The organism is Actinomyces procaprae (genome assembly GCF_004798665.1).
Lineage (GTDB): Bacteria > Actinomycetota > Actinomycetes > Actinomycetales > Actinomycetaceae > Actinomyces > Actinomyces procaprae.
The window spans coordinates 44,694-64,507 of record NZ_CP039292.1; the positions used below are offsets into that span (position 1 = coordinate 44,694).

Below are 19,814 nucleotides of genomic sequence, written 5' to 3' on the forward strand. Positions count from 1 at the left end.
ATGGCGGTATGAGCACACCTCTGGCCCGCATCGTCGCCGGTCCTGCCGACGCCCCGACCCTCGTCCTCCTCCACGGCATCACCGGCTCCGCAGTGTCGCAGGCGGATGCCATCGATCACTGGGTCGAACGCGGCTACCGCGTCATCGCCGCCGATGCCCGCGGCCACGGCCTCTCCCCGCGCTGGACGCAGACCGAGCTGAACCGGGCGGGAGAGGTCCTGGTAGACGACGTGATCGGCCTACTTGAGGAACTCCGATCCGCCGCGTCATTCAGTTCCGGCCCGGGATTGAACCGCCCTGCCACTGCCGGGGCGGAGTCCGCTGCGTTCGCCGGTAACCAGGCCACCCCGGGCGGCGAGGGCAGCGGGCGCCGCCCAGTCGTCATCGGCCACTCCATGGGTGCCGCCACCGCCATGGTCGCGGCCGTGCGCCGCCCGGAGCTGGTCGGAGGGGTCGTCCTGCTGGATCCGGCCCGCTATGGCACTCGCACGCAGCAGGAGCTGCGCGACCGCGGCGCCGCCCGTAAGCGCGCCCGTGCGGCCGAGCTGGCCGACCTGCCCGGCGCCGTGGCGCGCTCCCTGGCCGACCCGGAAGTCCCCGACACGGAGGCGATCGTCGGCGTATGGGCCGGCCAGCGAGTCGATCCGGCCCTGTTGGACACCGGCGTGGTTGCGCCGCCGGTGCGGTGGGAACAGGCCATGGCGGAGTTGACGGTGCCCACGCTCCTGGTTACCGGCGACCGTCCCGGATCGGCGCGTGTGGGGCCGGCGGGTCTGGACATACTCGCCCGCATCGGCAACCCGCACGTAGAGACCGCGCTCGTCGCGGGGGCGGGCCATGACGTGCGGCGCACCCGCCCCGCGGGGTTCTGGGCGGCCGTGGACCCCTGGCTGGAACGCCACCTGCGCTGAGTGCGGCCCCGGTCACCGGGCGCGGAAACAGGAGACAAGGGCGTGAGAGTCGGGTCGCCGTTCAGGTCCGGCAGAGCCAACACAACGGTGACCGTCCCGAGCCCTGGCGGCATTTGCGCCTCACATCACCTAGGATCTTCCTTACCCGGCAAAGATGTCGGCGACACCCCGGACACCGGGTGCCACTAGGAGGATCCATGCCCGCGCGCACGCGTCCCGCCGCCAACCGACCGCGCCCACGCGTCCCTGATCGTCTTGAGCCGCTCACCCGTAAGCAGATCATCGGCCTTCTGGCAGCGATTGCCGTCTTCGTGGCGCCGCTGCTCATTGACGTCCCCGGCCTGGAACCGCTGGGTGAGCGCATGCTGTCCATCTTCCTGCTGGCGATTGTGCTGTGGGTCACTGAGGCGATCCCCTTGGTGGCCACCGCCGTCCTGGTAATCGGCTTGGAGGTGCTGCTGATCTCCGACCAGGCGGTCCTGCCTGTCCCGGAGGACGCAACCGCCTACTCGTCCTTCTTCGCAGCCCTGGCCAACCCCGTCATCGTCCTGTTCCTGGGCGGCTTCCTCATTGCCGACGGCGCCGAGAAGTTCCACCTGGACAAGAACCTTGCCGCCGTCCTGATCAAGCCGTTCACCGGCTCGGCTCGCCGCACCGTGCTCGGCCTCATGGTCATCACCGCAGTGCTGAGCATGTTCATGTCCAACACGGCCACCACCGCCACCATGTTCGCCGTCGTCATCCCGGTGCTCGGCGCCCTGCCGGAGGGTCGGCCTCGCACCGGTCTGGCCCTGTCCATCCCGGTGGCGGCGAATGTGGGCGGCATGGGCACCCCCGTGGGCACGCCCCCCAACGCGATCGCCCTGAGCGCCTTGGTGGAGGCGGGTCACCCGGTCAGCTTCCTGGACTGGATGCTGATGTCGATTCCGCTGATGCTGGTGATTCTGCTAGGGGCCTGGCTGCTGATCTGCGCCGTGTTCCTGCCGGGCGGCCTGACCATTGAGCTGGACATGCGGGCCGAGTGGTTCACGGACCGCCGTGCCGTCATGTTCTACGTGATCGCCGGCGTGACGATCCTGGCTTGGATGACGGAGTCCCTGCACGGTCTGAGCGCTAACGTCGTCGGCTTCATGGCGATTGTGGCGATGCTGGTGACGCGGGTGATGACCGGTAAGGATCTGGCCGGGTTGTCTTGGGATGTGTTGTGGCTGGTTGCCGGCGGTATCGCCCTGGGTGACGGCGTGGGTGCCACCGGCCTGGATGAGTGGATTCTGAACCTGTTCAACTGGACTGCCATGCCGGCGTTGGCGGTGGTGGTGCTGATGGGGGCGCTCGGTCTGGCCCTGTCGAATGTGATCTCCAATTCCGCCGCTTGCAACCTGCTGGTGCCGCTGGCGATGGGCCTGGCCACGGGCGTGGACGGCCTGGAGCCGGTGACGATCGCGGTGGTGCTGGCGCTGGCCTGCTCGCTGGGGATGAGCCTGCCGATCTCAACTCCACCCAACGCCATCGCCTACGCCACCGGGGAGATCGCCACCGCAGACATGGCTCGGGTCGGTCTCATCATCGGTGTTGCGGGCACCGCCGTCCTGGTGCTGCTCATGCCGCTGCTGTGGTCGGCGATGGGGATGCTGTGAGTGCCGTGCCAGGTGCGGGCGGTCCATCGCCCGCGGAAGCGAGTGCCGACGGAGCCGGTGACGTCCTCGGCCGACTGGTGGTAGCGGTCGTCTCCCCGACTTCGCTGGGAACCCAGGCCGCCCATGAGGTCACCCCGGCGGTGCGGGCGCTGGCCGACGTCGTGCGCGTGCGCAGTCTGGCGGAGCTGTTCCGCTGGGCGAGTGCCGGCGATCCCGGCGGCGGGGATGTACCGCTCGCGGCGGGCGATGGGGGCGTGTCCCCCGACTCGGTCGCGTCCGAGTCCAGGGGCGACCTGCTGGGAACCGTTGCCCTGATCGTCGCCACCGACGAGGTCGGCAGCCTCGACGACGTCGCCGCGGCCGTGGCCCACTATCCCGCCCTGGCGTCGGCGCGGCTGGTCCTGCTGACTGAGCGTGCCGAGCTGCGCGACCTGGGTCGGGCGATCGATGAGGACTTGGTGCGGGAGGTGATCGCCGTGCCCTGGACCCCCGGGGCGATCGGGGAGCGCGCCCGGGCACAGATTCGCCGTTGGATGCGCGACCACCTTCCCGACGACGATCCCCGCCGCCTGCGCGACGGGAATGGCCTGGGGCACTCGCCGCTGCTGGAGGCGCTCACCAATCATTCAGATGAGCTGACGGCTCAGTTGATTGCCGCCTGCGAGGCGGTCCTCGGGCCGCGCCCGCGGCTGCGGCTGCCCGCCGGGGTGCGCCTGACTCACCAGGGGCAGATCGTCGACGGCGTCTACGTGGTGGTGAACGGCTCGGTCGCGCTGACCCGCCACACTCGGGTCGGCGAGGTCACCCTGCACCATGCCACCACCGGCCGGATCATCGGCCTGGTGTCACTGGCCAGCCACGGCCGTGCCTTCGTCACCGCCACTACCACCACGGACGTGGAGCTGATCCTGCTGTCGGTTGAGCAGCTGGATCGGGCGCTGCGTGAGAATGAAGTGACTGAGCAGGTGCTAGCGGCCCTGATCATTCGCTCCCTGACCAAGCGGTTGGCGCGTTCAGAGATCCTGCAGGTGGAGAAGATCGAGCTGGCGGCTGCGTTGGACGCCGAGCGCTTGCAGGTGCAGGAGGCGCTCAACGCCCTGGAGCAGGCCCGCCTGGAGCTGTTGGCTCAGGAGCGTTTCGCCACCCTGGGGGAGCTGGCCGCCGGTATCGCCCACGAGCTGAATAATCCGGTGGCGGCGCTCCAGCGCGCTGCCGATCATATGAGTGGCGGGTTGACGGCCGTGCTGGGTACCCATCCCGACGGCGAGGTGATACGTCGGGTTGCCGAGGCGGCCCGCACCCGGCCCGCTGCCTCTACGCGTGCCGAGCGGTCGGCCCGGAAGCAGCTTGAGCGGACGGTCGGGGACCGGGAGCTGGCCCGTCGACTGGTCGCGGCCGGATTGGACGGGGACGCCGATCCGGGTACCGTCCGTGCGCTAGCGGCGGACCCGGGGCGTCTGGCCACCGCCGAGGCGGCGGCCACCATTGGACGCGCCGAACGGAATATGCGTCTGGCAACTAATCGCATCAGTGGCCTGGTGGCCAGCCTGTCTACTTACGTGCGTCCCGACGGCGAGGACATGGTCGATGTGGACCTGCGCGAGGTGCTTGAGGATGCGCTGCGGCTTACCGCGCATCGCCTGGAGGGGGTTGAGGTGGAGCGGGACTACCCGGCCGACCCGGGGGCGCTTCCGCCGGTGCCCGGTCACGCGGGTGAGCTGGTGCAGGTTTGGACCAATATTCTCGCCAATTCCGCCGATGCCCTGGCCGCTCAGGAGAAGGAGGCTGCGGAGGCCGGCCAGACGCCGCGCCCGGGTCGGGTGACGGTGCGGATCGCTCAGGTGGCCGGCGGCGTCCGCGTGCAGGTGCAGGACAATGGGCCGGGTATTGACCCGGATATTCTTCCGCGCATATTCGAGCCGCGGTTCACCACTAAGCACGGTCAAGTGCGGTTTGGGCTGGGTTTGGGTATGGGCCTGGCGAAGAGCGTGGTGGACGCGCACCGCGGCTCCATCGCGGTGGATTCCAGGCCCGGCCGCACCCGTGTGACGGTGGTTCTGCCCGCGCATGTTGCGGTGGCCGAGCAGGACGCGTCTGGGCCGGTGGCCCCGGAGGTGAAGAGGAAGGCCGCTGGGCGTTCGAGTCGGAAGAAGTCCCGAAAGCATTCTCATGAACGGTCACGGACACGCAAGGAGAAGCCATGAAGTTAGTCATCCTGGTGGTTGAGGATGAGCCGGAGGTGCGCGACGCCGTCGTCGGGGACTTGGCCCCCTTCGCCGCAACTGTGCGCATCGAGCCGGCTGAGGATGTTGTGGACGCCTGGGAGGCGGTTGAGGACATCGATGCCGACGGCGACCTGCTGGCCCTGGTCCTCGCCGACCATCGCATGCCTGGGCGCAGCGGCGTCGACATGCTGGTGGAGATGGATGGCGACGGGCGCACCGCCGCCGCCCGGAAGGTGCTGGTCACCGGGCAGGCGGACCAGGCCGATACGATCCGTGCGGTTAACGATGCGGGTTTGGACCACTACGTAGCCAAGCCGTGGGAACCGGCCGTGCTTCAGCAGGTGGTGCGTGACCAGCTCACCGGCTTCGTGCTGGATACTGGGATCGACCCGCTTCCGCATATGCGCGCTCTGGATCGTGTTCGGGCCATGGAGGCGTTGCGCTGAGCGGGGAGGCGACGCTGTGATCCGGCGGGCCGCCGCGTCGGGGCGCGTCAACGCGCACGCCATGTGAGGATGTGCTTATGAGTGACGCACGTCAGGCGGCGACCGGCCGTTCTCAGGGAGAGTCCATCGCCTTTATCATTGCAGTGCTCGTTGTCGGCTGCGCCGGCCTGTACTACATCGGGTCCCTGTTCGGCCCGGCGTTCTTCGCACTGACCCTAGTGATCACGGTGCGGCCGCTGATCGGCTGGGCGACCAAGCATCACGTACCGCGGGTACTGTCCGCCGTGATCGCGATCCTCATCATCTTCGCGTTCGTGGTCGGTCTGTTCGCGGCTCTGGCCGTCGCGGTCCTGCAGCTGATTGACACGTTGCCCAACTACTCCGCGCAGTTCTCCTCCATCTGGGACAGCATGCGGTCACTGCTGGAGCGTTTGGGTGTGGACGAGTCCACTCTGATCGACCAGGTGTCGCAGGCCGTGGATCCCAGTCGGATTGTGTCGGTGGCGCAGAGCCTGCTAGGGCAGGTGACCAACCTGGGGTCGGTGCTCAGCGTGCTGGGCTTGACGGTGGTCTTCCTCATGTTTGACACCGTCCGCATTGAGACGCGCTTCAGGGCGTTGAGCCGTTTGCGGCCGGGTATCGCGGAGGCCCTGAACGGATTCGCCTCGTCGGTGCGCTCCTACTGGCTGGTGTCAACGATCTTCGGCCTGATAGTTGCAGTGCTGGATGTGATCGCGCTGTGGTTCCTGGACGTGCCCATGGCAGTCACCTGGGGCGTGGTCTCCTTCATCACCAACTACATTCCCAATATCGGGTTCCTTCTGGGGGTGATTCCGCCGGCGCTGATCGGCCTGGTTGACTCCGGGCCCTGGACGGCGCTGTGGGTGGTGGTTGCGTACAGCGTGCTGAACTTCGTCATCCAGTCGCTCATCCAGCCCAAGTTCACCGGTGACGCGGTCGGCCTGAACACGACGACGACTTTCCTGTCCCTGCTGTTCTGGAGCCAGATCATCGGCGCGCTCGGCACGATTCTGGCGGTGCCGCTGACACTGTTCGTCAAGGCGCTGCTGGTCGACTCCGATCCGCGCTCGCGGTGGGTGAGCATCTTCCTGTCGGCTGGGGATACTGATGTGGATGATGGGGACGGCGCGGCGCCCCGTGGTCTCCGGGACGACGCCGGTCGCCCGGATTCTGGCAGCGAGGGTCGGGGGCCGGGGGACAGTACCGGGAGTGAGGCGGTAGCCGCGGCGGAATCAACCGAATAGCGGTTCCCATGGTTTTCACAGCTTCGCCGGAGCGGCTTTTCAGACGGGGCGGGTTATATAGGTCTCGCCGCCGGACGAGGCGGGCCGCGAGGGTTGGGGAACCCGATGACCGGTCCGGTTCGAGGTCGCCCCGGGTACTAGGGAGCCCGGGTCGGGCGCTCTGGCGAAGGAGGGCGCTCCCCCGGATGTGGGAACCCGGGCGCGGAGCCCCTCACTGACGAAGGCCCTCGGGCCGAGCGTGAAGCTCGGGCCCGAGGGCCTCGCCATATCCTGATTGTCGGGTTTACCGGGCTCTTCGTGTTTGGGGGTGGGGTGGTGCGGGCCGGCGGGTGGTCGTGCTAAGGCGCGCTGTTCGGCGTGCACCGGGCCGGCTAGGTGGTCGTGCTCGGGCGTCCGGGCGGGGCCTGACGGTTCGTACCTTTGGTTGACGGTTCGGCACATAGCGCCGACGATTCGTACTTTTCTGCGACGGTTCGGCACCCAGAGGTACGTACCGTTGCAGGAAAGTACGAATCGTTGACCAGAAGGTACGAACCGCCAGGTGAGCATCCGAGTCCTCCCACCCGAACCGCCGCATTCCGGAGGGATCCGGCGGGAATCGGCGTATTCGTCGGGATCTGCCGTGACCTGCCCAGGCTCGCGGCGATCAATCGCGCCCGCCCTACCCGTGCCTGCCAGAGCGGCCCCGCCGGGACGTCCACAACGACCGCCACCAGGCCCTCACCTGTACACCACCACACCCTCAAACACGAGGAGCCCCGACCCGCTGCCGGCTGTGCTTCGCAAGATGATCGTCGTGTCGATTTCCGACCTTGGGGTGCGATTCACGACCACCCCGGGGTCGTAAACCAGCACTGACCGCCGCTGAGCGTTTGAGGATGCGGCTGCACGGAACCGCGATGCGGAAGCCATCCTCAGGCACGGGAGGCAGCGCTAGAGCACGAGAGGCTGCTGCCGGACCGACCAGAACACGCCACCGGCCCACACCCTCAAACACGAAACGCTGGGAATCGGGCCTCACCGCTCGGCGTGACCGTGAATGAACGGCGTGAGTCGGCCGAGCACCCCGTCAACGTGCGGCGCCTCCAAGTGCACGTGGGAGAAGCCCGCGCGGTTGATTGTGTCGGCGGTGTCTCGGCACGGGTCGCATCCGTGATCAAGCAGGCGGGTGATCGGGCTTGCGAGCCTCTGGATACGGCGAGCAGTCGACCCGGGCGCGGCGGCCACGTGCTCGTAGAACACCAGCACGCCCCCGGGGCGCAGCACCCTGACGGTCTCGGTCAGGGCGAGCTCCGGGTCGGCCACCGAGCACAGAACGGTGGAACAGATGACCGCGTCGACGCTGGCGTCCTCCAGGGGTATCCGCTCTGCGGGTGCCGTCAGCAACCGAGAGCGGGGTCTGGAGTTCACTGCGGCTGTCAACCGACGTCCCGGTGCGGGTTCTAGTGCCAGCCAGTTGACTGCGGGATGCAGCATTGATGCGGCCGTTCCGTTGCCCGCGCCCATGTCGAGGATCGTGCCGCTCAGAGCGGGCAGGACTCGCCGCTGCCATTGCTCCCGTCGGAGCACAGCTGACGATGACGGTCCCACAACGCTCATGTCGCCACCTTACCGATACGGGCAGTCGTGGCTCCGGTCAGTCCGCCAGGGTCACGGGCACGCTGATGCACTCGAGCAGGCGCTCGGCGAACAGTAGTGACAGGGCCGCTAGCTGGCGGGTGAGCTCCTGCGGCAGCGCCCGGGTGCCGGGTCCGCGCCCGGTGTGGAAGAACACCTCCACCGGGTTGCTCGAGTGCCACGGCAGCGGGCTGGCAGGCGCAGCAGTGCTGCCCTCCCACACCAGCACCCGCCTGCCGCCGACGCGCCCCGGGGCGAACATATCCGCGGCCGGCAAGGACGCGGGCGCCCAGGCACGTGGGGCCGCGGCGCGCTCACGCGCACCGCCCCTCCCGCCCGGGCCACGACGACCGGTGGGAGCACCTGCGGGGCCAGGGATGTCAGGGTGGGCGGGCATCAGGCCTCGTCACTTCCCGCGGGGCGGCCCTGGTCGCCTGCGGCGGTGCCTGCTGCTACGCCGGCGGCCGCGGCGGAGAAGTCCTCCACTAGTTGGTGCTCCTGGGCTTGGGCCAGGAAGGTCAGGTGCGCTACCGCGTCCTTGATACCAACCTGGCTGGTGCTGCCCCTCCCGGTGAAGCAGTAGGCGGGGGTCAGCCCGTAGACCTGGCCCGGGCCCAGCACCCCCAGGTGTGCGCTGGCCCAGTCCACCAGCAGCTCACCGGTGTCATCATCCTCAAACGTGTCTTTCCGTGCCGACACCAGTGTGGTGCAGCCCATGCGCTCACGTATCACCGGGTCGGACATCGCCTGGGCGTTGCCTGAGTCGGGTCGTACCCAGCCCAGGGTGGGGGTGACGGTGAGTGCGGGGCCGGAGACCTCCCCCCACAGCTCCATCTTGCCCATGGCGGAGCGGGCCAGGCACCCACCACTTCTGCTGGGGGAGGGGGATGGGCGTGTCCGCGAGCCAGGCGTCCACCACCGGCTGCCACTCCAGTGGATCGGTGAACCACCAGCGGCCATCACCGAACCCGTCGAACCCGAAGCGCCGCCACAGCTGCACAACCGACGCCGGAAGCACGCCCTTGAACCGCTCCAGGTGCTGCTCGCTGGCAGGGTGCCCAACCCCCATAAGCGACCAGCCCCGGTAGTCCAGTGCGTCATTGACGTATGCCTCCACCCACTGCGGGGTGGCGTGCAGCCATGCCTCGTGCCAGGCCTCATCTTCCATACCCGCAATCACGAACCCAATCCTACCCGATACCGGACTGATAACGTCGAGGTTTCACTGGGGCAGTGTCATAGTCCCCGCGCCACGGCCGCCAGCCAGGCTCTTTGTGTCACCGGCCTGAGCGAACCGTAGCGGAGTACGCGGTCGACCATGGCGGGGTCGTAAGGGATGGTTCGTGCTTCGCGCGCCAGGTCGCGGTAGCCGTTGACGACGCGTTCGATGTCATTACTGCGGGCGCGAGGATCGGCCTGGGTGACCACAACCACCGCCCGGCTTGCTAGGTCGGCGCCGTGCTGGTCCCTGTTGGTGAGTGCCTCGAGAAGTAGGGCGCCGGCCTCCGCGTGGTCGTCACGGGTGGTGGTGGCCACGACCAGTTGGTCGGTGTGATCAATCATCCGCAGCCAGATGGGGTCGGACTCGTCGTGGCCCGAGTCGACGAAGATTAGCGGCTCTTCGCGTTTGGGGATGTGGTGGTTGTGGTGGGGCTGGGAGTGTCTGCTGCGCCGGTTGGACGTTAACAACGCTACTTAACGGTCTGCTGTATACCCCGGAGCCCTTCAGTAGATGGTTAACTGGCGTTGTTAACCCCGAAGTGGCGTTGCAGACGGTGAGGTGGCGTTGCAGATAGTCCCGCTTCCGGGTGCTGGGGGCGTCGGCAGACACTTGCGCCGTGGTGAACCGGCAGACTCGCCAGGCCCCTGACCCCGCAGCGCGTCGGCCACAACACGCCCAAACGCGAAGAGCCCATCAGGGGCCTGGGTGGCTCGGTGGGGTTGTTCGCGGATGCGGGCTTGGCGCCTACAACGCGGCCCGCCCCCGTGGACGCTGCCTGGGAGGGCATCCTCGGCGCCCAGTCCGCATTCTGGAGGTGTATCCCGCCGTCGTCGACGACCGCCGCGCCGACGGCGAGAACGTCCTTGCGCTCCCGAGAACAGCCCCGTCTACCCGACAACACCCCACACCGCGGCCCCGACCGAGATCACCACACCCTCAAACCGGAAGAGCCGGTTTGCTGTTCGTGGGTGTTGAGGGTGCGTGGTACTTCGTGGCGGCTGCGCAGCATTGGCGGGGCGGAGGCGGTGCAGTTCAGTGCGCGGGCCGTCGGCCGACCTGCACACCCGCAAACGCGAAGAGCCGGATTGCGCCCCGAAGCGCCGACAGAGTCGGCCGCCGCCATTGCTGCTGGTTGACTACTGGAGAAGTGGAGGAGCGCTGCACACGGGGCGTGGTATGCATATCCATTTCATTCTTGGTCTCAGCCCTCGGCCCGGCCTCGGCGCCAGTAGCCCATGAAGGCGACCGCCCGCCGGTCCACTCCCCGCTCGGCCACCAGGTGACGGCGCAGGGCGCATACCGCACCCGCCTCACCGGCCAGCCACGCGTATACGTCGGCTCGCTTGAGTGCCGCCCCGCCGCGCGCTGTGCGCGGCACCTCCCACAGCAAGTCCCGGTCGACGTCCACCTCCTCGACCCGTTGCGGCATGCCCTCCGGCAGCAGCTCGGCCGCCGCCCGCCTCACACCCGCCACGAGCCGTTCGCCGTGCGGGCGCTCCTCGCGCGCTAGCGCCCGGAGCTCAATGCCCGGGTGCTCGGGCAGGTAGGCGGCATCGGCCGCCGCGGGCAACTCGACGACCGCGATGCCCCGTGCGGACGCGGGCAGCTGCTCCAGAATCCTGGCGATCGCCGGTGCCGCGGTCTCGTCCCCGCCGATCAGGAACCTCCCGGTGACGGCCGGAGGTACGAAGTCCACCCCGCCGGGAACCGTTCCGGCCGGCTGTGCACTCAACCAGCTGCGCGAGGGTCCCAGCAGCATCGCCGACGCACCCGGGCGGGCGCTCTCCAGCCAGCGCGCGGCCGGGCCCGTCGGCGCGTGCACCACCATGTCCACGTCGACCTCCGCCCCGGTGGATGTACCGGCGATGCTTGCATCCCGGTCCCTCACGGGCCGCACGGCGCGCGTGGTGTAGGTGCGCAGCACCGGGCGCCGAGCCGCAGGCAGGGCGCGCCACTGCTCGTACCAGTCCGCCCCTGTGGGCAGGTGCGCATAGCCTCCGTCCGCGGCCGGCAGCACCAGCTTGATCCGCTGGTCCCAGCCCGGATCGGCGAAGTCCTCCAACCCCTCCCCGATGAAGGTCACCCGCCGCAGATGCGGCGTGACATCCGCGATCCGAGCAACCCGCACCGGGAAGAACCTGAACGGGGCCGGACTCGCCGCAGTGCTCACGCTCTCGCCCCCGCCGGGTCCACCACATGGTGGCGGCCCTTGGGCAGCACCAGCGGCGTCGCCGAGACCGGATCGGTGATCACCTCGGCTTCGAGGCCGAACACCTCCCGCATCAGCGTCGGACTGACCACCTGCCCGGGCGCACCCGCCGCAACCAGCCGACCCTCCCGCATGGCGATCACGTGATCGGCGTAGCGGGCCGCCAGGTTGATGTCGTGCAGCACCATGACGATGGTGGTGCCGCGCTCACGGTTCAAGTCGGTGAGCAGATCCAGAACCTCCACCTGGTGGGCCAGGTCCAGGAAGGTCGTGGGCTCGTCCAGCAGCAGCACGTCGGTGCGCTGCGCCAGCGCCATCGCGATCCACACCCGCTGCCGCTGCCCGCCCGACAGCTCATCCACGCTCCGGTCGGCCAACTGCGCCGTGCGCGTGGCCAGCAGCGCCTCCTCCACGATGCGCCGGTCCGCGGCGGAGGTGGAGTGGAACAGGCCCTGGTGCGGGTGTCGGGCGCGGCCCACCAGGTCGGCGACGACGATCCCCTCGGGCGCAATGGGCTGCTGCGGCAGTAGCCCGAGCCGGGTGGCCAGGCGCTTTGTCGGAATGGTGGTTACGTCCCGGCCGTCCAGCAGCACCGACCCGGACGTCGGCGCCAGTATCCGCGCCATGGTCTTCAGCAGCGTCGACTTGCCGCAGGCGTTCGCGCCCACGATCACGGTGATGGCGCCCACGGGAACGGTGATATCGACGTCGTCGACGACGGTGCGGCGCCCGTAGCCGGACCGCAGCCCGCGGGTGGTGAGGTTGCGGGGGACCGCGCGCCCGGAATCATGCGCGTCAGCGCGCGACTGGGCGGACTCGATCGACGTGACCGGAGCCGCGGACAACTCGCCGGCGGCTGCGTCGGCCCGAGTTTTGGTGGGACTCATGCGGATGCTCCCTCCCGGTTCAGACGGACCAGCTGAAGCAGCAAATACGGCGCCCCAACGATCCCGGTTACCACCCCGACCGGCAGCGCCGTCGGGAACAGATACTGGCCGGCCAGGTCCGCGCCCAGCACGATCGCGGCGCCCATCAGCGCCGACGGCGCCAGCAGGGACCGGTCGCTGCGCCCCACCAGGCGGGCGGTGATGGGCCCCGCCAGGAAGGAGACGAAGGCGATCGGGCCGGTCGCCGCCGTCGCGAAGGCCGCCAGCGCCACCATCGACACCAGGAGCAGCAGCCGGATGCGGTCCACGGCCACGCCCAGCCCGGTGGCAGTCTCCTCGCCCAGTGACAGGGTGCTCAAGTCCCTGCCCAGAACCAGCAGCGTCCCGCCCAGGACGACGACCGCGCCGCCCAGCAACGGCACCTGCGCCCAACTCGCATCCCCCAGCGATCCCGACAACCAGCGCATGGCGTCCGCGACGTTGTAGATAGAGGCCCTCAGCTGTATGTAGGAGATCAGCGAGGAGAACATGGCGGAGACGCCGATGCCGATCAGGATCAGGCGCCCGCCCTGCATGCGGCCCGTCCCTGACAGCAGGTAGATGACCAGGGCCGTCCCCAGGCCGCACACCAGTGCCAGCAGATTAACGCGCATCCCGGACCAGCCCAGCACCAGGATCGCGAACACCGCGGCCGTCGACGCACCGGACGTGATGCCGATGATGTCCGGGCTGGCCAGCTGGTTGCGCAGCATCGTCTGCGACGTGCGGCCGGCCATGCCGAACGCCCCGCCCGCCAGCAGACCCAGCAGGGCACGCGGGAGCCGCAGCTGCCCGACGGCGAAGGACGCCCCAGGCACGTCGCGCCCCGCGATCACGGCGATCACCTCGCCGGGGGAGTACCAGGTGGAACCGGACAGAACCATCACCCACCACAGGCAGGCCACCAGGGCCGCCAGCGCCGCCGTGACCGCCAGGTACCGGTGACGACGACGTCGTCGCCCCGGCTCGGTGAACCCCGGGTCCGGAATCGGCGCAGCCCGACCCGCATGCGCGGGGGCGACGGCGGCGGACGGGGCGGCCTGCGCCTGGACGGGCCCGCTCACAACTCACGCACCTTCGCGCCGCGGGCGATCGCAATCAGCACAGGCGCACCCACGAAGGCGGTCACCACGCCCACGCTCACCTCGCCGGGACGGGCGATCACCCGCCCCAGCACATCCGCGAAGGTCAGCAGCGCCGCCCCGCCCAGCGCCGACAGCGGCAGCAGCCACCGGTTGTCCGGACCCACCAGCATGCGCACGGCATGCGGCACCATCAGCCCGACGAAGCCGATCGGGCCGGCCAGCGCCGTCGTCGTCGCACAGGCGATCACGCCGGCGGCCGAGGCCAGCAGGCGGGTTCGTCCCACCCGGACCCCCAGCCCCACGGCCATCTCCTCGCCCAGCGCCAGGGAGTTCAGCGGGCGGGCGACCGAGGCCGCCAACAGTGCGGCGGCCAGCAGGAACGGCGCGACCGTCGCCAGTGCGGCCCAAGTGCCCCGACCCAGCGAACCGACCTGCCAGAAGCGGAAGTCGGTCAGCCCCTCGGCGCGCGGCAGCATGATCGCACTGATCAGGGAGGACATCGCGGCGCTCGTGGCCACGCCCGCCAGCGCCAGCTTCACCGGGGTGGCGCCGCCGGGACCGAGGGACCCGATCGCGTACACCGCGACGGCGGTGAGGGTCGCGCCGACCAGCGCCACCCACAGGTACTCCCACAGGGTGGATATGTGCACGAAGGCGATGGCGGCGACGATCGCCAGCGACGCCCCGGTGTTAATGCCGAGAATCCCCGGGTCCGCAATGGGGTTACGAGTGACCGCCTGCATGAGCGCTCCCGAGATCCCGAGCGCCGATCCCGCGATCAGGGCGGTGGCGGTGCGCGGCACCCGCTCGGCAACCGCCAGCGCGCCGAGCGAACCGCCGTCGCCGGCCAGTCCGCCCAGGATCTCTCCGATGCCGACCACGCGCGCGCCGAAGGCGATCGAGCAGACCACGGCGAGTGCCAACAGGATGAGGACGACGCCGAGCGCCGCCAGCTGCCGGCCGGTGCGGCTGGCGCGTGCGGGGCCGTGCGGTGCGAGTGCGGTGGTCACTTGTGCGGCTCAGGCGGAGGCTGCGTCCGCCTTGTCGGCGGCCGCGGCAATCAGGGCCACGTAGTCATCAATGCCCCAGGGGATGGACAGCGGGCCGGGGTTGGTGGAGGCGGACAGCGGCGTCCCGTTGCCGACGAAGGCCACCGCGCCGTGCTTGATCGCCGGGATCGTGCCCACCAGCGGGTCCGCCTGCAGCGCCGCCAGGTCGGACTCCTCCCCGTACATGATCATCACGTCGACGTCGGCCACCTGGTCGGCGTTCTCGCTGGAGACGTCGCTGAAGAAGACTCCCGGGTCGTCATCGGAGACCTTCTGCACGGATGCGGGGATGGTCATGCCCAGGTCGGTCATGAAGGCGGTGCGCGGGTCGGCGGTCGTGTAGAACCCGATCGTGGAGGTGTCGGACTGGCTCATGTAGAAGAATGCCGCGGATTTCCCGGCGATCTGCGGGGAGGCGGCGACGGCGTCGGCGATCTGCTGCTCCAGGTCGGAGATGAGGGACTCGCCCTGGGACGCCAGGCCCATCGCCTGGGAGTCCAGGCGGATCATGTCCCGCCACTTGGTGCCCCAGGGAACCTCCGGGTAGGCGATCGTCGGCGCAATCTTGCTGAGGGTGTCGTACTCCTCCTGGCTGAGTCCCGAGTAGGCGGCCAGGATCACGTCGGGGGAGGTGGCGGCGATGGCCTCGTAGTCGTAGCCGTCGGTGTCATCGAACAGGACAGGCCGGGTGGCGCCGGCGGCCGCCAGCTCGTCGACCTTCTGCTTGGTCCACTCCAGCATGCCGGAGTCGTCCGCGACGCCCCATGTCTGGCGGGACAGGCCGGCGGGCATGACGTCCAGGGCCAGGGCGACGTCGTGATTGCCCCAGGCGATCGCAGTGAAGCGTGAGGCGCCCGCGGGGATGGCGGTGCTGCCGAAGACGTGCTCGACGGTGATCTCCTCGGCGCTCGCGGTGGAGGCGGAGGTGCCGCTGGATGAGTCAGAGCCGCAGGCGGCCAGGATCGCGGCGGCGGGGACGGCCAGGCCGCCCAGCAGGAAGGACTTACGGGAGACGGTCACGGCGTGTTGCTCTCGGTCGCAGTAGTGTGGACGGCTACGAGAGTAGCGGAGGTGAGGCTGCCCTCATAGGGGAGTGCGCGTGTAATGCCCCACTGCCGGATGCCCGGCCGGTCGTGCCGAGGTCGGTAGTTGTTACGTGCCGATGGGGGCGCGTCGTCGGGGCGGGCCCGGCATGGTTCTGCAGCCCGGGCTGTAGCTGTACGCCTCGTTTACTCTCCCAGGACTACCCCACACCCGACTCCCAGAGCCCCCCGCTCAACACCGACAACCACTACACCCTCAAACACGAAGCGCCACGAATCGCTTAGGTTGGTTAGGAGGCTACGCGACAGCCAACACCCCACCCGAGACGCGAAGGAGCGAGTATGAGCCAGCAAGAGCACAGAGGCCCCGGTACGGATGCGGAGGTTGACCCCCGTGAGGCGGAGGTGCGTCGTCGCATGGCCGCCCAGGAGCTGTACCTGGACGAGGGGCCCGGCCTGGAGGCATTGACCGAGCAGCGCATCCGCGGCAAGGAGCTCGCCGCCGCCTACAACGCCACCTCGCCGCGTGACGCCGCCGGGCGGCGACGACTCCTGGAGGAGATCTTCGGCGAGCTCGGCGACGCCGTGTGGATCGAGCCGCCGCTGCACGTCGCCTACGGCATCCACACGCGCGTCGGCTCCCCCGTGTACGCCAATGCGGGACTTCAGCTCATCGACGACTCCCCGGTGGTCATCGGCAACCGGGTCATGTTCGGGCCGCGCGTCATGATCACCACCGCCGGGCACCCGGTGCACCCGGAGATGCGCGACCGCGGTCAGCAGTTCTCCGCTCCGGTGGTGATTGAGGATGATGTGTGGATCGGCGGGAACGTGACGATTCTGCCGGGCGTGACCATTGGACGCGGCTCGGTGATTGCCGCGGGCGCCGTCGTGAACGCCAATGTGCCGCCCATGGTGGTGGCGGGCGGGGTGCCGGCACGGGTGTTGCGCGAGATCACCGACGCCGACCGCGACTGGTCCTACCGGGCCCCGCGCACGCTACCCGTGCCCGGCAGACAGGCCGACGAGGAAAGTGCCTGAGCGGGGAACAGTTAGGTCAGAGACGAGCTCCTACGCGTGAGGGCGGATCGACCCCGACACCGAGGAGGCCCTGGCCGGGTCGGACGAGCTCCTACGCGTGAGAGCGGATCGCCTGCCCATACCGACCCGCTGCAAGCAGACGGGCCGGCATGGGCAGGCCGCTAGGGCGTGTTGCGTAAGTGGGTGGGGCGGTCGACGTCGTGTGCGGAACAGGGTGAGGCCTTCGGGGTGTCACGGGTGGTGTGAAGACTGACCGTGACACCGCCAAGGGCCGCGACCGTGGAGTGGAGACGCCTGTGCCTGTCATGACCTGAGCGAAGCCCGGTGGGAGCTGCTTGCGCCCCTGCTGCCCTCGTCGCCTGCTGATGGCGGGCCCCGGGTGTATCCGCTGCGGGACATGATCAACGCCTTACGGTGGCTACCCGGGTCGGGGCGCCCTGGCGTGACATACCCTCCCGCTACGGGCCCTGGCCACCAGGTACGGCAAGTTCAGGTACGGCAAGTTCGTCGTCCGCTATCAGGCCACCACCCACACCGCCAGCACCAACCACTGGCTCAAGCGACTTACATAACACGACCTGGGTCCGGTTGTGTGAGTGCTTGGGTGGGTGCGCGGCCGGGTGTCTGTGTGCGTGGCCGTTGAGCCTGCCCGTTGGACCCCTGTGCCCCCGTTGGACCCCTGTGCCCCCGTTGGACCGCCGTAGCCACGGGTTACAGCGGTCCAACGGGGCCGTAAGCGGTCCAACGGGGCGTGAGCGGTCCAACCAGGGCGGCGCAAGACCCACCCGCCCCCTCGACGGGCGCACACAGCCGACTCAACCTGGAGCCACGTAGCCACCAGACACGACGAACTCGCCACCCGCTACCAGGACACTACCCACATCGCCGGCACCGCCCCACCAGCACGAACGACTCACACAACGCGACCTAGATCGGTCCGGGACCGAGGTCACCGGTTCGGTGTCAGTCCTGGCGGGCGAGGTCGGCGGCGCCGATCAGCCCGGCCTCCTGGCCCGAGGAGGAGATGACGATCGGGATCTCGGGACGGTGGGCGCGCGCCGTCAGGTGTTCATCGAAGCTGGCGCGCACCGGGTTCAGCAGGATGTCGCCCGCCTCGGTGAGACCACCGGCGAGCACGATGACCTCGGGGTCAAGGACGGCACACAGGTCGGCCAGCCCCAGGCCAAGGGCGCTGCCCAGGCGCTCGTAGCACTCCAGGGCGGCCGGGTCGCCCTCGCGGGCGGCGGCGGTGACGGCCTTGCCGGAGATCCTGTTCTGGTCCCCGCCGGACAGCTCGATGATGCGCGCGGCGTAGTCGGGCTGGAACTTGGCCAGCTCCCAGCCGTTGACACCCAGTGCTGTGCCGGAGCCGTAGCGCTCCAGGCAGCCGCGCTGACCGCAGCCGCAGGGGCGTCCGTCCGGGACCACGTTGATGTGGCCGATCTCTGCGGCGAAGCCGGCGGCGCCGCGAACAAGGTGTCCGTCGATGATGACGGCGCCCCCGACGCCGGTCCCCAGCGTGACCACCAAGACGTTCTTGGCGCCCTTGCCGCCGCCGAAGCGGGCCTCCGCCCAGCCGGCCGCGTTCGCGTCGTTCTCCACCACGACCTTCTTGCCGGTGCGGGCGGAGATCTCATCGGCGATGCGGGCGCCGGTCCAGTCCAGGTTCGTGCCATAGACCATGGTGTTGCGGTCGGAGGAGGTGAATCCGGCCGCGCCCACGCCGATGGTCTCGGCGTCGTACTGTGCGGCGAGCTCGTTGGCGACGTCCGCAATGGTGGCGAAGATGGCTTCGCGGCTGGTGGCGGGGGAGTCGCGTCGTGCGGTGGCGAGTACGGTGCCGTCCTCGTCAACGACGCCCGCAGCGATCTTGGTTCCACCCACATCGACGCCGATGCTCAATGCCATAGCTGTTCTCCTGGTTCGCTCAAATTCCGATATGTCTTGAAACTGATCCGCGCCAGGGGCGTCGGCGCCCCTGGACCTCACCGGCTCGCCGGTTCGCGGAGATCCATGGATCCTATTGTGGCAGCCGCCGCGAGGCTCGCCAACCGTCGCACCCCAACATCGGCCCACCCCGGGCGCAACCCACACCCCCCACCGACACCCCCCACCCCCACCACCCGCGAGGTCGGTAGATCTTACGTGCCGAGGTCGGTAGTTGTTACGTGCCGAGGTCGGTTGAAATGGCGGATCGGCGGGGCGCCGGGCAGGCGTGGGGGTCTTACCTGGCGGCTTCGGCCTGCTCACGGATGGTGTTGCGTAGGTAATCGGCGTCCGCGTATCCGGGCACGTACGCATCGTTGATGATGAGGAAGGGCGTGCCGGAGATGCCGAGGTCATAGGCGTGTTGCTTGGCCTCCGCGACCGCCTGCACGGTCGCGGCGTCGTTCATGTCGGAGCGGAACCGGTCGAGGTCCGGCACGCCCGCCTCCTTCGCAAAGGCAACCAGGGATTCCTCGGTGTACTCAGGGTGATCGGTAGGGTCGGCGGCGGCATAGACGGCGTCGTGGAACTCCCAGAACCTTCCCTGCTTCCCGGCAGCGACGCCGGCCTGCGCCGCCAGGGGTGAGGTGTCGGTGATCTGCGCCAGGTCGCGCCATTCGATGCGCAGCGTGCCGTCCCGCACCAGGTCCTCCAGTGCAGGCTCGACTTCCTGCGCGAACTTAGTGCAATACGGGCAGGCGAAATCAGAGTAAATGACCATCACCACCGGGGAGTCGACGTCGCCCCTGGCTTGGGCGTCGTCGGGATCCCGCCTCACCTCGCCGTGCAGGATCTCCAGCAGGCCGGCATCGGTCTGCGACGGCGCGGCGGTCTGTACCTCGGCGGGCTGCGCCGATGCGCCTGCCGATGCCGCTGCGCTCGTGGACGCGTCGGCGGTGGACTGGCTGGGGCGCATCACCAGGATGATCGCAATGACGGCGAGCAGGATCGCGATGCAGGCGAGCAGGAAGACGATAATCGGGTTGCTGCGGGATGAGCGCTGCTGCTCCGGCACGCTTCCGTCAGTGGGTGAGGTCATGGGCGCAGTGTGTCAGAGTCGACGACGCCGGTGCCCTCCATATCGCTCAGAGTCGGATGGCATATCGGTAAAGCGGTGCTACTGGGCGGCCGCCCGCACGGCTGCTGAATGCG

The 19,814-nt window shown here is 69.1% G+C and carries 19 protein-coding genes; 7 read left to right on the plus strand and 12 right to left on the minus strand.

The annotated features are described in order from the left end of the window. The first annotated feature begins 8 nt into the window (after positions 1-8). From E4J16_RS00185 to E4J16_RS00205, 5 genes are all read left to right on the plus strand, one after another. Positions 9-911, plus strand: coding sequence for an alpha/beta fold hydrolase (locus tag E4J16_RS00185; RefSeq protein ID WP_136312901.1), 903 nt, complete (start codon positions 9-11; stop codon positions 909-911). A gap of 197 nt (positions 912-1,108) precedes the next feature. After that, the gene (locus E4J16_RS00190) at positions 1,109-2,548 is read left to right on the plus strand and encodes an SLC13 family permease (RefSeq protein WP_136312902.1); all 1,440 of its coding nucleotides are present in this window, start codon (positions 1,109-1,111) and stop codon (positions 2,546-2,548) included. After that, complete coding sequence (locus E4J16_RS00195; protein WP_136312903.1) at positions 2,545-4,752, plus strand: ATP-binding protein; 2,208 nt, start codon at positions 2,545-2,547, stop codon at positions 4,750-4,752. The genes E4J16_RS00190 and E4J16_RS00195 overlap by 4 nt, the downstream gene beginning before the upstream one ends. After that, positions 4,749-5,219 carry a response regulator gene (locus tag E4J16_RS00200; protein ID WP_136312904.1) on the plus strand — a complete coding sequence of 157 codons (471 nt, stop codon included), beginning with the start codon at positions 4,749-4,751 and terminating at the stop codon, positions 5,217-5,219. Before E4J16_RS00195 ends, E4J16_RS00200 begins: the two co-directional genes overlap by 4 nt. Before the next feature lie 77 nt (positions 5,220-5,296). Then, positions 5,297-6,484, plus strand: a complete 1,188-nt coding sequence (locus E4J16_RS00205; RefSeq protein ID WP_136312905.1) for an AI-2E family transporter — start codon at positions 5,297-5,299, stop codon at positions 6,482-6,484. A gap of 1,017 nt (positions 6,485-7,501) precedes the next feature. Here E4J16_RS00205 and E4J16_RS00210 read toward each other — a convergent pair. The 10 genes from E4J16_RS00210 to E4J16_RS00255 form a co-directional block, all read right to left on the minus strand. Beyond that, complete coding sequence (locus E4J16_RS00210) at positions 7,502-8,083, minus strand: class I SAM-dependent methyltransferase (protein ID WP_136192108.1); 582 nt, start codon at positions 8,081-8,083, stop codon at positions 7,502-7,504. Positions 8,084-8,120: 37 nt separating this feature from the next. Further along, positions 8,121-8,498, minus strand: a complete 378-nt coding sequence (locus tag E4J16_RS00215; protein ID WP_136192109.1) for a hypothetical protein — start codon at positions 8,496-8,498, stop codon at positions 8,121-8,123. Continuing rightward, on the minus strand, positions 8,498-8,845 hold the full coding sequence (locus E4J16_RS00220; protein WP_136312906.1) for a T6SS immunity protein Tdi1 domain-containing protein: 348 nt from the start codon (positions 8,843-8,845) through the stop codon (positions 8,498-8,500). Before E4J16_RS00220 ends, E4J16_RS00215 begins: the two co-directional genes overlap by 1 nt. After that, complete coding sequence (locus tag E4J16_RS16105; protein WP_420809331.1) at positions 8,823-9,269, minus strand: GAD-like domain-containing protein; 447 nt, start codon at positions 9,267-9,269, stop codon at positions 8,823-8,825. Before E4J16_RS16105 ends, E4J16_RS00220 begins: the two co-directional genes overlap by 23 nt. Before the next feature lie 68 nt (positions 9,270-9,337). Then, positions 9,338-9,790, minus strand: coding sequence for a MinD/ParA family ATP-binding protein (locus tag E4J16_RS00230; RefSeq protein WP_204519884.1), 453 nt, complete (start codon positions 9,788-9,790; stop codon positions 9,338-9,340). A gap of 734 nt (positions 9,791-10,524) precedes the next feature. Continuing rightward, positions 10,525-11,493: a siderophore-interacting protein gene (locus E4J16_RS00235; RefSeq protein WP_136312907.1), complete on the minus strand. Its 969-nt coding sequence runs from the start codon at positions 11,491-11,493 to the stop codon at positions 10,525-10,527. Further along, entirely contained in the window at positions 11,490-12,419 is a 930-nt protein-coding gene (locus tag E4J16_RS00240; protein WP_136312908.1) for an ABC transporter ATP-binding protein, read from the minus strand. Before E4J16_RS00240 ends, E4J16_RS00235 begins: the two co-directional genes overlap by 4 nt. Continuing rightward, a complete protein-coding gene (locus E4J16_RS00245) occupies positions 12,416-13,522 on the minus strand; it encodes a FecCD family ABC transporter permease (RefSeq protein ID WP_168709427.1) in 1,107 nt (368 codons plus the stop codon). The genes E4J16_RS00240 and E4J16_RS00245 overlap by 4 nt, the downstream gene beginning before the upstream one ends. Then, a complete protein-coding gene (locus E4J16_RS00250; RefSeq protein WP_136312909.1) occupies positions 13,519-14,553 on the minus strand; it encodes a FecCD family ABC transporter permease in 1,035 nt (344 codons plus the stop codon). Before E4J16_RS00250 ends, E4J16_RS00245 begins: the two co-directional genes overlap by 4 nt. Positions 14,554-14,562: 9 nt before the next feature. After that, the gene (locus E4J16_RS00255; protein WP_136192115.1) at positions 14,563-15,612 is read right to left on the minus strand and encodes an iron-siderophore ABC transporter substrate-binding protein; all 1,050 of its coding nucleotides are present in this window, start codon (positions 15,610-15,612) and stop codon (positions 14,563-14,565) included. Between the two features lie 365 nt (positions 15,613-15,977). Between E4J16_RS00255 and E4J16_RS00260 the strand changes: the two genes are divergently transcribed. Both E4J16_RS00260 and E4J16_RS16110 read left to right on the plus strand, forming a co-directional pair. Further along, the gene (locus E4J16_RS00260) at positions 15,978-16,676 is read left to right on the plus strand and encodes a sugar O-acetyltransferase (RefSeq protein WP_136312910.1); all 699 of its coding nucleotides are present in this window, start codon (positions 15,978-15,980) and stop codon (positions 16,674-16,676) included. A 310-nt stretch (positions 16,677-16,986) separates the two neighbouring features. Continuing rightward, a complete protein-coding gene (locus E4J16_RS16110; RefSeq protein ID WP_136314508.1) occupies positions 16,987-17,319 on the plus strand; it encodes a transposase in 333 nt (110 codons plus the stop codon). Positions 17,320-17,639: 320 nt separating this feature from the next. Here E4J16_RS16110 and E4J16_RS00270 read toward each other — a convergent pair whose 3' ends face one another. After that, positions 17,640-18,584, minus strand: coding sequence for an ROK family glucokinase (locus E4J16_RS00270; RefSeq protein ID WP_136312911.1), 945 nt, complete (start codon positions 18,582-18,584; stop codon positions 17,640-17,642). Between the two features lie 316 nt (positions 18,585-18,900). Beyond that, positions 18,901-19,701, minus strand: a complete 801-nt coding sequence (locus tag E4J16_RS00275) for a DsbA family protein (RefSeq protein ID WP_136312912.1) — start codon at positions 19,699-19,701, stop codon at positions 18,901-18,903. Positions 19,702-19,814: the final 113 nt, after the last annotated feature.